At 57.7% G+C, this 13,567-nt stretch carries 14 protein-coding genes; 8 read left to right on the top strand and 6 right to left on the bottom strand.

Annotated features, from left to right (window positions below; genetic code table 11):
- Positions 1 to 110 precede the first annotated feature (110 nt).
- The 3 genes from ACYQ1P_RS03410 to ACYQ1P_RS03400 all read left to right on the top strand — a co-directional run bounded on the left by ACYQ1P_RS03410 (position 111) and on the right by ACYQ1P_RS03400 (position 2,038).
- Complete coding sequence (locus ACYQ1P_RS03410; RefSeq protein ID WP_460018973.1) at positions 111 to 521, top strand: bacteriohemerythrin; 411 nt, start codon at positions 111 to 113, stop codon at positions 519 to 521.
- Positions 511 to 1,053 (top strand): transcription elongation factor GreB, encoded by a 543-nt coding sequence (greB, locus tag ACYQ1P_RS03405; protein WP_460018972.1) that lies wholly within the window; start codon positions 511 to 513, stop codon positions 1,051 to 1,053. Before ACYQ1P_RS03410 ends, greB begins: the two co-directional genes overlap by 11 nt.
- A 250-nt stretch (positions 1,054 to 1,303) precedes the next feature.
- Positions 1,304 to 2,038 carry a hypothetical protein gene (locus tag ACYQ1P_RS03400; protein ID WP_460018971.1) on the top strand — a complete coding sequence of 245 codons (735 nt, stop codon included), beginning with the start codon at positions 1,304 to 1,306 and terminating at the stop codon, positions 2,036 to 2,038.
- A 948-nt stretch (positions 2,039 to 2,986) separates the two neighbouring features.
- Here ACYQ1P_RS03400 and ACYQ1P_RS03395 read toward each other — a convergent pair.
- Positions 2,987 to 3,493 (bottom strand): YkgJ family cysteine cluster protein, encoded by a 507-nt coding sequence (locus ACYQ1P_RS03395; RefSeq protein ID WP_460020126.1) that lies wholly within the window; start codon positions 3,491 to 3,493, stop codon positions 2,987 to 2,989.
- On the opposite strand from ACYQ1P_RS03395, the gene ACYQ1P_RS03390 reads away from it, so the two are divergent.
- Complete coding sequence (locus ACYQ1P_RS03390) at positions 3,386 to 3,703, top strand: hypothetical protein (RefSeq protein WP_460020150.1); 318 nt, start codon at positions 3,386 to 3,388, stop codon at positions 3,701 to 3,703. The genes ACYQ1P_RS03395 and ACYQ1P_RS03390 overlap by 108 nt on opposite strands.
- A 34-nt stretch (positions 3,704 to 3,737) precedes the next feature.
- Here ACYQ1P_RS03390 and ACYQ1P_RS03385 read toward each other — a convergent pair whose 3' ends face one another.
- The 5 genes from ACYQ1P_RS03385 to ACYQ1P_RS03365 all read right to left on the bottom strand — a co-directional run bounded on the left by ACYQ1P_RS03385 (position 3,738) and on the right by ACYQ1P_RS03365 (position 10,174).
- A complete protein-coding gene (locus ACYQ1P_RS03385; RefSeq protein WP_460018970.1) occupies positions 3,738 to 4,610 on the bottom strand; it encodes a 3-hydroxybutyryl-CoA dehydrogenase in 873 nt (290 codons plus the stop codon).
- A 43-nt stretch (positions 4,611 to 4,653) separates the two neighbouring features.
- Entirely contained in the window at positions 4,654 to 5,586 is a 933-nt protein-coding gene (locus tag ACYQ1P_RS03380) for an electron transfer flavoprotein subunit alpha/FixB family protein (RefSeq protein WP_460018969.1), read from the bottom strand.
- 1 nt (position 5,587) lies between these two features.
- Positions 5,588 to 6,337 carry an electron transfer flavoprotein subunit beta/FixA family protein gene (locus ACYQ1P_RS03375; protein ID WP_460018968.1) on the bottom strand — a complete coding sequence of 250 codons (750 nt, stop codon included), beginning with the start codon at positions 6,335 to 6,337 and terminating at the stop codon, positions 5,588 to 5,590.
- Between the two features lie 278 nt (positions 6,338 to 6,615).
- Positions 6,616 to 8,901, bottom strand: a complete 2,286-nt coding sequence (locus ACYQ1P_RS03370; protein ID WP_460018967.1) for an Orn/Lys/Arg family decarboxylase — start codon at positions 8,899 to 8,901, stop codon at positions 6,616 to 6,618.
- Between the two features lie 142 nt (positions 8,902 to 9,043).
- Positions 9,044 to 10,174 (bottom strand): MJ0042-type zinc finger domain-containing protein, encoded by a 1,131-nt coding sequence (locus tag ACYQ1P_RS03365; protein ID WP_460018966.1) that lies wholly within the window; start codon positions 10,172 to 10,174, stop codon positions 9,044 to 9,046.
- Between the two features lie 154 nt (positions 10,175 to 10,328).
- Between ACYQ1P_RS03365 and ftsE the strand changes: the two genes are divergently transcribed.
- From ftsE to ACYQ1P_RS03345, 4 genes are read left to right on the top strand one after another with little or no spacing between them, the layout of a single operon-like run.
- Positions 10,329 to 11,066 (top strand): cell division ATP-binding protein FtsE, encoded by a 738-nt coding sequence (gene ftsE, locus ACYQ1P_RS03360; RefSeq protein WP_460018965.1) that lies wholly within the window; start codon positions 10,329 to 10,331, stop codon positions 11,064 to 11,066.
- 1 nt (position 11,067) lies between these two features.
- The gene (locus tag ACYQ1P_RS03355) at positions 11,068 to 11,949 is read left to right on the top strand and encodes a cell division protein FtsX (protein ID WP_460018964.1); all 882 of its coding nucleotides are present in this window, start codon (positions 11,068 to 11,070) and stop codon (positions 11,947 to 11,949) included.
- Between the two features lie 6 nt (positions 11,950 to 11,955).
- Positions 11,956 to 12,600 (top strand): YdcF family protein, encoded by a 645-nt coding sequence (locus ACYQ1P_RS03350; protein ID WP_460018963.1) that lies wholly within the window; start codon positions 11,956 to 11,958, stop codon positions 12,598 to 12,600.
- Positions 12,597 to 13,358 (top strand): lysophospholipid acyltransferase family protein, encoded by a 762-nt coding sequence (locus ACYQ1P_RS03345; protein WP_460018962.1) that lies wholly within the window; start codon positions 12,597 to 12,599, stop codon positions 13,356 to 13,358. Before ACYQ1P_RS03350 ends, ACYQ1P_RS03345 begins: the two co-directional genes overlap by 4 nt.
- Positions 13,359 to 13,567 lie beyond the last annotated feature (209 nt).

Genomic DNA, 13,567 nt, shown 5'->3' with positions numbered 1-13,567 from the left:
ACCACAAATGCTGTGTTGCCATCTTGTCTCCGCCGCGCGGTCCGTATAGGGTTGGAGCATATAAAGCCGTGTTGCGACGGTATGGTAGGCTTAAAGGCGGGAGCACTTTCATGGCGATGATCGTTTGGAATGACAAGATGAGTGTCGGCGTCGAGACCCTCGACAACGATCATAAAATTCTGATTGATCTGCTCAACCGGGTCCATGCGGTGGCCGGTGAAGGTGGGGGCGACCAAAAAGTGTTGGCCAAGACCCTCGACGAATTGCTCGATTACGTCCGCTATCATTTCGAGGCCGAGGAACGGCTGATGAAACTGGCCGCTTATCCGAATCTGGAAGCCCATCAGGAACTGCATAAGGTCATGGGTGGCAAGGTCGCCGAAAAGCACCAGGAACTGGTCGAACGCGGCCTGGACGAAAAAGGCAGCCTGGAGCTGATGAACTTCCTCTCCGACTGGCTGATTCGGCACATCCTGCGAGAAGACATGAAGTACAAGCCCTTCCTCGCCGGTGACGCCTGATCCCTCCCAAGACGATGATGAGGAGGACATCCCGGAATTGCCGCCCGGGGTGAAGAACTACATGACGCCGCAAGGCTTTGCCCACATGGAACGGGAACTGCACCGGCTGCTACACGAGGATCGGCCGAAGGTGGTGGAAATCGTCTCCTGGGCGGCGGGCAATGGGGACCGCTCGGAAAACGGCGACTATATCTACGGCAAGAAAAAACTGCGCGAAATCGACCGCCGCATCCGGTTTTTGAACAAGCGGTTGGAAAAGGCCGAGGTGGTCGATCCGGCCCGTCAGGCGCATCTGGACCGGGTCTATTTCGGGGCCACCGTCACCTACGTCAATCCGCGCGACGAAGAGATCACCGTGACTCTGGTCGGGGTGGACGAGGCGGATATGGCACGGGGGCGGATCAGTTGGCGCTCCCCCATCGCCCGCGCCCTGTTCAAGGCCGGGGAGGGCGATGTGGTCAACGTGCAGACCCCCGCCGGTCGCATGCCGCTCGAAGTGGTCGCCATTACCTACGGCGCGGACGCCCCGTAATCCCTCCGTGCGAGGGCAATCCCCATCGGGGGCTTTCAGCGCCGGTCCAGATCAATGCTTTCAGTGTTCCAACGCGCCTGTTCACAAGCTGGCGAATTACTGACATGGTTGCATGATGCTGGTAGAGTCTCTTTTTAGCCAAGGCGGGCATCGGAATTTCCCGACCAAAAGATAGTTGAATGCACTGTCAGCGTAACTCTGTCACCGTAACTCCGTAACCCATAAGTATGCATAAAGGTTAGTTAATGACATGGTTGCCTATAAAAAAATATTTTTTTATGATTTTTTAATATCAATAGTAACAATAATTACTATTTTATTATCCTGTGATGAAATGTTATCAATTATTTATTTGTATGTAGTTATTTTTTCAATTTCTGTGCATCAAAATATAAAACAGTTGAAAAGCATGGATAGGTATTTTTTTAAACGATCAGGGGAGCGACATAAGCAGTACATTATGATAGAATTTACTAAAATAGTGGAGAGAAGATTTTGGCCATATGCAATTGCTTCAATGTTTCTTGTTATAAATCAAAACGTTGGAATGTTTGGCGCTCCTATTGAATCCAAGGATAGATCAATTATTTTTTATCTGACGGATTGGGCTATCGGTGGGGGTGTTTTATCCAACAAGATATCAGTTGTTATATTTTTACTAATTTATTTCATTTTGTCTGCGTCCCTCCACATCCCTCATGTATACAGTACATATTCAAAAAGAATTTCTTTATTACATGTGTCTAGAAAAGATTTATATGCTCCAATAATAGTGCAGATTGCATTATTTTCGGCGTTTACTGTGATGGGTTTATCTCTAAGTATTTTAATCAAAAAAATTGAAGTCCATGACGTAAATATTCTATCTATAATATACCTTGGCCCATCTGTAATATTTGTGTTTATGATGTTGTTTATATCGTCAAGTATTTCTGTATTTCATCTGATTTACAGATTGGCAAGAAAGGGGAGTAGTCTCTCTTAGTGCTTCATGGTGTCACCGTAACCACCGTAACCGAAATATTGCAGTGGAAGAATAATTAAAATTGTGGAGCAAGGGGAGTGATGAATAGAGTTGAGTTCATATATATATGCGATATTGTTCTCGCGCTAATATTTCTTGGCGCCATAGGAGAGTCATGTGGGTTTAGCGTCGAACTGGCGTATTTATCAACGATTATTCTTATTGCTGTGGCCATTCAAAACAAACGGGTTTATAGGAAAATATATATCAACCAAATACTGGATAAATGGGAAATAGACCAAAAGTATATTATGTTGGAATTCAAGCCAGTATTTATGAATAGGTACTGGTCATATATGATTATTTCATTATTTTTTGAATTAAATCAAATTGAAGGAATATTTGGCTCACAGATCCAATCAAATGATTATTCTATCGTATATTATGCTACGAATTGGTTAACTGGTGGGGGCATTTTATCACCAGAAATTTCCGTTGTTATGTTTCTATCTTATTTCTTTTTACTTTCATCAATGGTGCATATTTATAGATGCCATTTGTTGTATGCGAAAAGGATATCGAAATATAGCCTCAGTTTTAGTGATATTTATATACATATTGCTTCAATAATGATGTGCATTTTTTTAATATTCGCATCTATTGTTTGCACTGTGGTTCTCGTTAAGAAGGGCACGCTAACATCAACATTTAATACTTGGATACTTTATTTGATTCCGCCAAATATATACTTGTATACAACGCTTCTTATTTCATCAACGCTTTCATGCGCATATTTGATTTTTAGATTTCTAAGTATTTCGTTTCATAATACAGGGCGTTCCAGGTGATGGAGGGTGAAATGGGATTACAGTGCATTTATTTATGCTCCGTCAATCCGGGCGCTCCCCCATCGCCCGCGCCCTGTTCAAGGTTGGCCGGACGCATGCCGCTGGAGGTGGTCGCCATGACCTACGGCGCGGATGCCCCGTAATCCCACAGGGCGGGGGCAAGGTCACGCAGTCGCACGGCGGCAAAAACATCCTTGCCCGCCAGCCAGTCGCGCTCCAAATCCGGATCATCCAGCACCAGCATCAAGGCTGGCGTGAGCAGCAGACTGTGGGCTACCAATCCGGCAGATTGGCAACTCTCGCCCATCGCCTGCGCGGCAGCGGCGGCAATATCCATCGGCGGCCTCCAGCGTCGGACAATAGCCACGCTCTGCGTCATCCTGCGCGCCCGTTCACAAGCTGCGGCGGAAAGCGCATTCACACCCCGGCAAACAATCGGTCGCACTGCATAGACGCTGCAACAGGAATCTTCCCGCAATAACGGGCAAGGGAAGCGCGGCAGAACCAACGCACCCAGTGGATGCGATACACGTTCTCGCTCCCGTTCGAGCAGGCGTGCGCGCAGGGCCTGTCGGTCACCGGGGGTGAAATGGTGCAGAATATGGTGCCCCAGGGCCAGGGCTTCCAGGGGGGCAACGGCTATTCCGTACTGGTGGCAGCAATGGACACACCCCGGACCGCAAGCCGGGGCGGGGTGTGGCGGCAGAAGGTTGTGCAGGGCGGCCATCAGGCCATCGGCGGCCAAACCAACCCTTCGGTGGAGATCAGAAATCACCACCGGAGTGCCCTCGGTCAGGGCCTGGTCAATCATCTGCCGCAGATGGCGGCGGAAGGTTGAAACGTAAGCCGCTTCCATACCGCCGCGCAGACGCTTACCGGGTCGGGACGGGAATGTCGCCGGAGTAGTCGTAGAAGCCCTTGCCGGTCTTGCGGCCATACCATCCGGCTTCCACGTATTTGACCAGCAACGGGCAGGGTCGGTACTTGGTATCGGCCAGACCCTCGTGCAGCACGTTCATAATCGCCAGACAGGTATCCAGCCCAATGAAATCGGCCAGTTCCAACGGCCCCATGGGGTGGTTGGCGCCCAGTTTCATGGCGGTGTCGATGCTCAACACCGAGCCGACGCCTTCGTAAAGGGTATAGACCGCCTCGTTGATGGCCGGCAGCAGGATGCGGTTGACGATAAAGGCCGGGAAATCCTCGGCGCTGACCGGGGACTTGCCGAGCTTGAGGGACAGATCGGTGATTTGCTGGAAGGTGTTGGCATCGGTGGCGATGCCGCGAATGACTTCGACCAGTTTCATCACCGGCACCGGATTCATGAAATGCATGCCGATGAACTTGCCCGGACGGTCCGTATGGGCGGCCAGACGGGTGATGGAGATCGACGAGGTGTTGCTGGCGATGATCGCTTCGGGCTTCAGCACGGGGCAAAGTGCGTCGAAAATGGCCCGCTTGACCGGCTCGACTTCCGAAGCCGCCTCGACGACCAGATCACAATCTGAGAAAAAGGCATAATCCGTGCTGGTCTGAATCTGCGCCATCGTTTCCTTGACGTCCTCGGCGGAGATTTTCTTTTTATTGACCATTCGATCCAGATTCTTCCGGATGGCCTTCAAGCCTTTGTCCAGGGCGTCCTGGCTGACGTCGGAGATATAGACATCATAGCCGCCCAAGGCACAAATCTGGGCGATCCCGCTGCCCATTTGGCCGGCACCGATCACCCCAATTTTCTCAATCATTCTTGTGCTCTCCTTGGTCCACGGGAATTGCAACCCGATTCTGTTATCCGTCCAATGCCTTGGACAGTTCCGGCAAGGCCTCGAACAGGTCCGCTACCAAGCCGTAATCGGCGACCTGGAAAATGGGGGCCTCTTCGTCCTTGTTGATGGCAACGATAATCTTCGAATCCTTCATGCCCGCCAAGTGCTGAATGGCCCCGGAGATGCCGACCGCCAGATAGAGTTCCGGGGCGACGATCTTGCCGGTCTGACCGACCTGGTAATCGTTGGGTGCAAATCCCGCATCGACGGCGGCGCGACTGGCCCCCACGGCGGCTCCCAGCTTGTCGGCCAAGTCTTCGAGCAGGGCGAAATTCTCCTTGGAGGCCATGCCCCGACCGCCCGAAATAATGACCCGGGCCGAGGTCAGTTCGGGACGCGCGGAAACGGTCAGTTCGTGACCGACGAAGCTGGAGAGCGCCTGAGCTTCACCGGCCGCCAGATCCTCAATGGCCGCCGAACCGCCCGTGGAGGGGGCGGACTCGAAGGCGGTGCCGCGCACGGTGATGACCTTGAGGGCATCCCTGCTTTTGACCGTCGCCAGGGCGTTGCCGGCGTAAATGGGCCGGATGAAAGTGTCCTGGTCGACAATGGCGGAAATATCGGAAATCTGCGCCACGTCGCGCAGCGCCGCGACCCGGGGCAAAAGATTCTTGCCAAAGGTCGAGGCCGGGGCCAGCAGGTGGCTATAGCCGTCGGCCAATCCGACCAGCAGTGGGGTCAGCGCTTCGGCCAGGGGGTGCGCATAGGCCGCATCGTCGCACAACAGAACCTTGCCCACGCCTTCGATTTTCGCCGCTTCCTCGGCCACCGCGCGGCAGCCGGACCCGGCCACCAGAACCGTCACCTCACCCAGTTGTCGGGCGGCGGTCACCGTATGCAGGGTGGCGGATTTGAGAACCGCATTGTCATGCTCGGCAACGACCAGAACGCCCATCTCAAATCACCTTCGCTTCGTTTTTCAATTTGTCCACCAACCCGGCCACGTCGTCAACCATCACCCCGGCCTGCCGCTTCGCCGGTTCGGCCACCGACAGGATTTCCAGGCGTGGTGCCGCATCGACGCCCAGGTCGGCGGGTGTGACGTCCTCGATGGGCTTCTTCTTCGCCTTCATGATGTTGGGCAACGTGGCATAACGCGGTTCGTTGAGTCGCAAATCGGTGGTCACCACACAGGGCAGGGTCAGGGCCAGGGTTTCCAGGCCGCCGTCGATTTCACGGGTGACCTGGGCCGTCCCATCGGCCAGCACCAGCTTCGAGGCGAACGTACCCTGCGGCCAACCGAGCAAGGCAGCCAGCATCTGTCCGGTCTGATTGGAATCGTCATCAATGGCTTGTTTGCCGAGCAGCACCAGGTCCGGGTTTTCCCGTTCCACCAGCGCCTTGAGCAGCTTGGCCACGGCCAGCGGCTGCAAGTCGTCGTCGGTCAGCACATGCAGTCCCCGGTCGGCCCCCATGGCCAGCGCCGTGCGCAAGGTTTCCTGACATTGCTTGACGCCCATGGAAACGGCGATGACTTCGCTGGCCGTGCCCGCTTCTTTAAGCCGCACGGCCTCCTCGACGGCGATTTCGTCGAATGGATTCATCGACATTTTGACGTTGGCGGTTTCGACTCCCGTCCCATCCGTTTTAACACGGATACGGACGTTGTAGTCGACGACCCGCTTGATCGCGACCAGAACTTTCATGAACGCCCCGAGCCCCTTATGGATTGATTTCAACGTTGTTATTTCGCACCTGCACAATACGGCGATGTCGGAAAACTGTCAATGTCTCAGCAGGGTGATCCCGCACCCCATTTCTGGCGTGAAAATTGCCTGATAATTTCCGTCCCTTGGTGAGGCCGAGCCGCGTGAATCCCGATCTGGAATATCCCAGTCGCGACAGACCCTTCTGGCGGCCCTCCCCGCTTCCGCCAGCAGCGACGGAACCCTGAGCGATGCGGCGTAACAGGCGGGTTTTGGCGCTACGCCGCCACGCAGTCCGCGAAGTAGTGCACCTGACCATCCAGCCCGACTTCCTGCACGATGCCATGGATATCGGATTCGAAACCTGGGCATTCGCGGGCGAAGTCGCGGTTGAATTTCAGGTATTCGACGATTTTTCGGTTGAACACCTCGCCCGGGATCAGCAACGGAATGCCTGGCGGATAGGGCGTCACAAGGCTGGTCGTGATGCGGCCTTCCAAATCGTCGATCGGTACCCGCTGCGTCGTTCGTTGCGCGATATGGGCAAAGGCGTCGCTGGGTTTCAGGGCGGGAGTCAGATCGCTCAGGTACATGTCGGTGGACAGCACGGCAACATCGTATTTGGCATAGAGCGCATGCACATGCTGACAGAGATCGCGCAGCCCCACCTGCTCATAGCGCGGCTGTTTGACGCAGAACTCGGGCATGATACGCCACATGGGATGGTTCTTGGCGTAGTCGTCCTTGAACTGTTGCAGTGCGGTCAGCAGCGAATTCCAGCGGCCCTTGGTGATGCCGATGGTGAACATGATGAAGAAGCTGTAGAGGCCGGTCTTTTCCACCACCACGCCGTGCTCGGCCAGATATTTGGTCACGATCGAGGCGGGAATGCCGAGGTCCTGGAACAGGCCGTCCATCTTCAGGCCCGGCGTGATGATGGTGGCCTTGATCGGGTCGAGCATATTGAAGCCGGGGGCCATGTCGCCGAAGCCATGCCAGGAATCTTCGCCATCGGAGGAATGCACGCCGTCGGCATCCGTGCGTCTGAGCACCCAATCCTCGGCGCGCCCGATGCCTTCGTCGACCAGTGCGTCCGGACCCCAGACCTGAAACCACCAATCGGTGCCGAATTCCTCGTCGACTTTGCGCATTGCGCGCCGGAAATCGAGCGCTTCGGCAATGCTCTCTTCGACCAGCGCGGTGCCGCCCGGGGGCTCCATCATGGCGGCCGCGACGTCGCAACTGGCAATGATGCTGTATTGCGGGCTGGTCGAGGTATGGATGAGATAGGCTTCGTTGAACAGATGCCGGTCCAGCTTGGTGTCCTGGCTGTTTTGCACCAGCACGTGGCTGGCCTGACTGATGCCGGCCAGCAGCTTGTGGATCGACTGGGTGGCGTAGGTAACCGAATGCTTGGTGCGCCCGCGCTTGCGACCCATGGCATGGAACGTGCCGTAGAACGGGTGGAAGGCCGCATGGGGCAGCCAGGCCTCGTCGAAATGCAGGTTGTCCACATAGCCGTCGAGCAGGCCCTTGATGGTTTCGGTGTTGTAGAGCACCCCGTCATAGGTGGATTGGGTCAGCGTCAGGATGCGCGGCTTGACGGAATCGGCTTCGTCACCCAGCAGGGGATTGTCGCGGATCTTGGCCTTGATCGCCTCGACCTCGAACTCGGCCCGCGGAATGGGGCCGATGATGCCGTAGTGGTTGCGGGTCGGCTTCAGAAAAACCGGGACCGCTCCCGTCAGAATGATCGAATGCAGGATCGACTTGTGGCAATTGCGGTCGACGATCACCACGTCGCCAGGCGCGACCGTATGGTGCCAGACCATCTTGTTGGAGGTCGATGTGCCGTTGGTCACGAAAAAGCAGTGATCGGCATTGAAAATACGCGCGGCATTGCGTTCGGAGGCCCCGATGGCGCCATTGTGGTCCAGCAGTTGACCCAATTCCTCGACGGCGTTGCAGACGTCGGCCCGCAGCATGTTCTCGCCATAGAACTGGTGATACATCTGGCCGATCGGACTTTTCAGGAAAGCGACGCCCCCCGAGTGCCCGGGGCAGTGCCAGGAATACGAGCCGTCCTCGGCATAGTCGAGGAGCGCCCTGAAAAACGGCGGCTGAATGCCTTCGAGATAACTCTTGGCCTCGCGTATGATGTGGCGCGCCACGAATTCCGGCGTGTCCTCGAACATGTGGATGAAGCCGTGCAACTCGCGCAAAATATCGTTGGGCAGGTGGCGGCTGGTCTTGGTTTCGCCATAGACGTAAATCGGCACGTCGGCGTTCTTCCAGCGCACCTCCTCGATGAACGTGCGTAGGTTCAGCACCGCCGGATCGAGGTCGGGGCCGGGCGTAAACTCTTCGTCGTCAATGGACAGGACGAAGGCGCTGGCCCGCGACTGCTGCTGCGCGAATTGCGACAGGTCGCCATAGCTGGTCACCCCAAGCACATCGAACCCTTCGTTCTCGATGGCTTGCGCCATGGCGCGAATGCCTGAACCCGATGAGTTCTCTGAGCGAAAATCCTCATCAATGATGACAATGGGGAAGCGGAACTTCATGCGCCAGTCCTAACGGGATAAAGGGGGGGGAGAAAGCACGACCCATCTTCTTCGACTTCACTCCGGAATCACCCGCGCAATCTCTCTCGCCGGGAAATCGGAAAAACAGATCGCACAGGGACTCTGTGTTGGATTTTATCCCCTAGGGTGTTGGCGCGGCCGGGTCCTTGGTGAACAGCACTTCCAGCCGTTGGGCGTCGGCGCTCAGGTCGCGCAGCACCGCCTTGAAGCGCTGCTTGCCGCCCGGGCTGACTTCCTCCTGCGCCGGTTTGATCACCATGCTGGAGACTTCCGCGCCCGCCCCATCGACCAGCGAGAGCTTAATGTTGGGGACCTTGCGCGGCTTTTCCGAGACGTTGACGATCTCGCCGCGGACGACCATCACCTGGACACCGCCCTCGTCGCCGAATTCGGTCCGGGTATCCTGGATCTCCAGTCCCGCGCCGAGTTCTTCCTCTCCGGCCATGCCCTCGAACAGACCCTCGGAGCCCGGCATCACATCGCCCAGTTTGTCCTGGAAGAAATAGGCCCCCATGCCCCCCGCGACCATCAGCACGGCCACCAGAATGAGCACAGCGCGCAGGGCTCCGCCGCCCCCCTTCGACGTCTTTTCGGGTTTGGACAGATCGCTGGTGAAGACCTGCGGAATGGGCTCCGGATCCGGCATTTTTTCAAATTCTTCGAAATCGCCGCCCTCGTCATCCTCTTCGTCAGCATCCGCAAATGACGACATGGGCTCGGGGTCCGGCACGTTGGCCAGTTCCTCGGGCATCTCCTCGGGCTCCGGTTCCGGCTCGGGCTCGGGCTCCGGCTCCGGTTCGGGTTCCGGCTCCGGAGGGGGCGGCGCCTGCTTGACCGGCGGCTGTTTCGGCTCCGGAGCGCTCTCTTCGGGCAGACTGAAGGAAATCTCGTCCTCTTCTTCCGGCTCCGGCACGGGCTCCGGCATCATCTGCCCAGGCATCATCTGACCGGGCATCTGCCCCGGAAACGGCCCCGGCATTCCATAAGGAGGCGGATATCCGCCGGGGGGCGGATAATAGGCCCCGGGCGGCGGCGGATAGTAGGGGGGGGCGTAGGCCCCCTGCGGCGGATAGCCGGGATAGGCCTGTTCAGGCGGTCGCGGCGGCGGCGGCGGCGCGGGGCGATGGGCCTCCTGCGGCGACTGGTGCCAGTTGTGGCCGCAATTGGAGCAGCGCACCGTGCGGCCTTCCGCGCCCAGCGTCGCCACGTCGATGGAATAGCTTGTTGAACAATTGGGACAAGAAATAATCATCGAGCGCGAAAACCTTCCTAAGTTTCCAATCCTTATAGGCTTTTAAACGAACAAAGGCAAGACGCTGCGAGGCTTTCTGAAACCAACCCCTGCCCCCTGGACGGGACGCCCCGAGCGTGCGAAAGTGCGGGGCAGCGCGAGGTGGCCCGCAAATATGGAAATACAGGCGAAAAAGATGCACCCCAGCGGTGAAAAAGTGGTGCGGTTCGAGAATGTCGGACTACGCTATGGCCTCGGTCCGGAAGTGTTGCAGGACCTGTCTTTCACTCTCGACGCCGGATCTTTTCATTTTCTCGTCGGCCCCAGCGGGGCGGGCAAGTCGTCGCTGCTCAAGCTCATGTATCTGGCCCTGCAACCCTCGCGCGGACTGATCACTTTGTTTGATCGGGACGTGGCCACCACGCCGCGCGATAAAATGCCCGAATTGCGCCGCCGCATCGGCGTGGTGTTTCAGGAATTCCGTTTGCTCAAGCATCTGAGCACTTTCGATAACGTGGCCTTGCCCCTGCGCGTCGCCGGTATTCGCGAAGTGGAGGTGCGTCGCCATGTGGAAGAACTGCTGGCCTGGGTCGGATTGCAGGATCACATGAAAGCCCGACCGCCGACCCTGTCGGGCGGCCAGCAGCAACGGGTGGCCATCGCCCGCGCCGTCATTGCCCGGCCCCGCCTGTTGCTGGCCGACGAACCGACCGGCAACGTGGATGACCGCATTGCCGAACGATTAGTCCATCTGTTCGAGGAATTGAACCGCCTGGGTACCACCGTGGTGGTCGCCACCCACAACGAAAATCTCATCCGCAGCCGCAGCTATCCGGTCATTCGGCTGGAGATCGGCCATCTGGATTTCACCACCGCCCAGGATGCGATGGTGCGCCGCCCGGGAGGTCGTTGAGATGGGCGTCCGGCGCACCGACCTGCCCCTGGACATGGATGGCAGCGGACGTTTTCTGCCCTGGCTGATCGCCTTCATGGTGTTTCTGTCGGCCCTTGCCCTGGCCGGGTCGCTGACCCTGGAGCGGATCGCCGGACGTTGGGACCAAGGTGTCGAAGCCACCCTGACCATTCAGATTCCGGCGGCGGAAAAAGTCGCCGAGACCAATCGTCGGGTCGATACCGTGCGCCGCATGCTGGCCGATCTGCCCGATGTGGTGCAGGTTCAAGTGCTCGATAAGGCGAGCCTGCTGCAGTTGCTTGCTCCCTGGCTGGGGCCGCCGGAGTCCCTGGGGGATCTGCCGTTGCCGCAGCTCATCGACGTCAAGCTGGCCGATCACACGGCGCTCAAGGTCGAGGATCTGGCCCTCGGCATTGCCGAGAAGGTCCCCGGGGCGACGGTGGACGATCATCAGGTCTGGCTCAATCGGCTGATCAACCTGATGCGCACGGTGGAAGGTGTGGCCACCGTGGTGGTCGCCCTGATCGGTCTGGCCATGGTGGCGACCATCGTTTTTGCCACCCGCACCGGACTGGCCATCCATCAAGACGTGATCGAGGTGCTGCATCTGACCGGCGCCCAGGATTCCTATATCGCCCGCCAGTTCGCCGAACGGGCCTTGATGTTGGGTATCAAGGGTGGTCTGATCGGCCTTGTCCTGGCCGCCCCGACCCTGTGGGGGCTAGGCCAACTGGCGGCCCATCTGGGCGAGCGGATGCTGCCGGATCTTGTGCTGTCCGGTCTTGATATGGGGCTGATCGCCGCTTTGCCCCTGGTTTCCGGCGTGACTGCCATGATCGCCGCCCATCGCACGGTCCTTTCCACCCTGAGACACATGTTTTGACGGCCCATGAGACGATCGAACTATTCACGCAAACCGGAAAGGGGCGGCCTGAAGGGTCTGCTGGTGCTGGCGGTGATATTGCTGACTCCCTGGAGCGGCGGGTTGCTCTGGTTCGCCGGTCAACTCCCCGAGGCTCCGGAACAGCCCGACACCCCCACCGATGCCATCGTCGTGCTGACCGGCGGCAGCGACCGTCTGGGGGCGGGGCTTGACCTGCTGGCCGCCGGTCGGGCGAAAAAACTGTTCGTCTCGGGAGTCTATCGCGGTGTCGATGTGCAACAACTGCTCAGTCTGTCCCGTCAGACGCCCGAGGCCCTGGCTTGCTGCATCGAATTGGGTCACGGGGCGCGCGATACCATCGGCAACGCCACCGAAACCGCCGAATGGGCCAAGGCCAACGGCGTCACCTCGCTACGTGTGGTCACCGCCAGCTATCACATGCCGCGCACCCTGCTCGAATTTCATCATACGCTGCCCGGCTTGACGCTGATCCCCCATGCGGTTTTTCCCGATCAGGTCAAACAGGACCACTGGTGGATGTGGCCGGGCACGGCAAAGCTGATCATCGGCGAATACAATAAATATCTGCTGGCCCATCTGCGCCTGTTCTTGCAGCGTCTGGCCTATCGCCCCCTGGAGGAGGCACCATGAGAATTCTGCGATCTTTGGTGTTCAATATCTTTTTCGTCGTCGTTCAGGCGCTGGCGGTGCTGATCATGTATATGTCGGTGCCGTTTCCGCAACCGGCCATTCAGTGGATCACCAAATGGTGGGCCAGGGCCCTGCGCTGGGCCATGCGCTGGATCGCCGGTATCCGTTTCGAGCTGCGCGGCATGGAAAACCTTCCCGCTGGTCCCTGCGTCATCGCCTGCAAGCACCAATCGGCCTGGGACACCTTCGCCTTCTACCTGTTCCTGCCCGACCCCAATTATGTACTGAAAATCGAGCTGACCCGGATTCCCCTGTGGGGCACCTGTTCCATGAAGGCCGGGGCCATTGCGGTCGATCGCAATGCCGGGGCGTCGGCATTGAAAAAGCTGGTGCAGGACGTCAAGGACCGCATGACGTTGGGACGGCAGGTGATCATTTTCCCCGAGGGCACCCGCACCACCCCAGGGGTCTTTCAGCCCTATCAGCCGGGAGTTGCCGCCATCTATGGGGCCATCGAACAGCCGGTGGTGCCGGTGGCGATCAATTCCGGGCTGTTCTGGGGACGTCGAACGTTTATGCGCTATCCCGGCACCGTGGTCATGGAGATCCTGCCCCCCATGCCTGCCGGGATGAAGCGCAAGCCGTTCATGGCCGAGTTGGAACGGCGCATTGAGACCGCCACCGCGCGGCTGATCGCCGAGTCCGAACGCCCCCTACCTGTGGATAACGATGTGGAGCAAAAAACGGCGGCCCTGTGAATCCCGGGGAGGAGTCACATTTGCCCTGTTGCGCCAAGCGCTTGCCTTGCCGCACAACAGGGGAGAATTCTGTTGAAACATAATAAGAACATCACCCTTGACCCCGGGGCCGTCGGGGCATAGCCTTTTCATAGGGACAGGCTTGAATTTGGCGGAATAATTCAAATGTGCATCGTGCCTCTGCTCCTCTAGAATCAGATTGACGGCAA

The organism is Magnetospira thiophila (genome assembly GCF_054657015.1).
The sequence above is the reverse complement of the archived record's forward strand: the minus strand, read 5'-3'. Positions and strand labels throughout refer to the sequence as shown.

Coding starts and splice junctions, on each gene's coding strand:
- ACYQ1P_RS03410 (WP_460018973.1), top strand. CDS start 111: ATGGCGATGATCGTTTGGAATGACAAGATGAGTGTCGGCGTCGAGACC.
- ACYQ1P_RS03400 (WP_460018971.1), top strand. CDS start 1,304: ATGGTTGCCTATAAAAAAATATTTTTTTATGATTTTTTAATATCAATA.
- ACYQ1P_RS03390 (WP_460020150.1), top strand. CDS start 3,386: ATGCGATACACGTTCTCGCTCCCGTTCGAGCAGGCGTGCGCGCAGGGC.
- ACYQ1P_RS03385 (WP_460018970.1), bottom strand. CDS start 4,610: ATGATTGAGAAAATTGGGGTGATCGGTGCCGGCCAAATGGGCAGCGGG.
- ACYQ1P_RS03380 (WP_460018969.1), bottom strand. CDS start 5,586: ATGGGCGTTCTGGTCGTTGCCGAGCATGACAATGCGGTTCTCAAATCC.
- ACYQ1P_RS03375 (WP_460018968.1), bottom strand. CDS start 6,337: ATGAAAGTTCTGGTCGCGATCAAGCGGGTCGTCGACTACAACGTCCGT.
- ACYQ1P_RS03370 (WP_460018967.1), bottom strand. CDS start 8,901: ATGAAGTTCCGCTTCCCCATTGTCATCATTGATGAGGATTTTCGCTCA.
- ACYQ1P_RS03365 (WP_460018966.1), bottom strand. CDS start 10,174: ATGATTATTTCTTGTCCCAATTGTTCAACAAGCTATTCCATCGACGTG.
- ftsE (WP_460018965.1), top strand. CDS start 10,329: ATGGAAATACAGGCGAAAAAGATGCACCCCAGCGGTGAAAAAGTGGTG.
- ACYQ1P_RS03355 (WP_460018964.1), top strand. CDS start 11,068: ATGGGCGTCCGGCGCACCGACCTGCCCCTGGACATGGATGGCAGCGGA.
- ACYQ1P_RS03350 (WP_460018963.1), top strand. CDS start 11,956: ATGAGACGATCGAACTATTCACGCAAACCGGAAAGGGGCGGCCTGAAG.
- ACYQ1P_RS03345 (WP_460018962.1), top strand. CDS start 12,597: ATGAGAATTCTGCGATCTTTGGTGTTCAATATCTTTTTCGTCGTCGTT.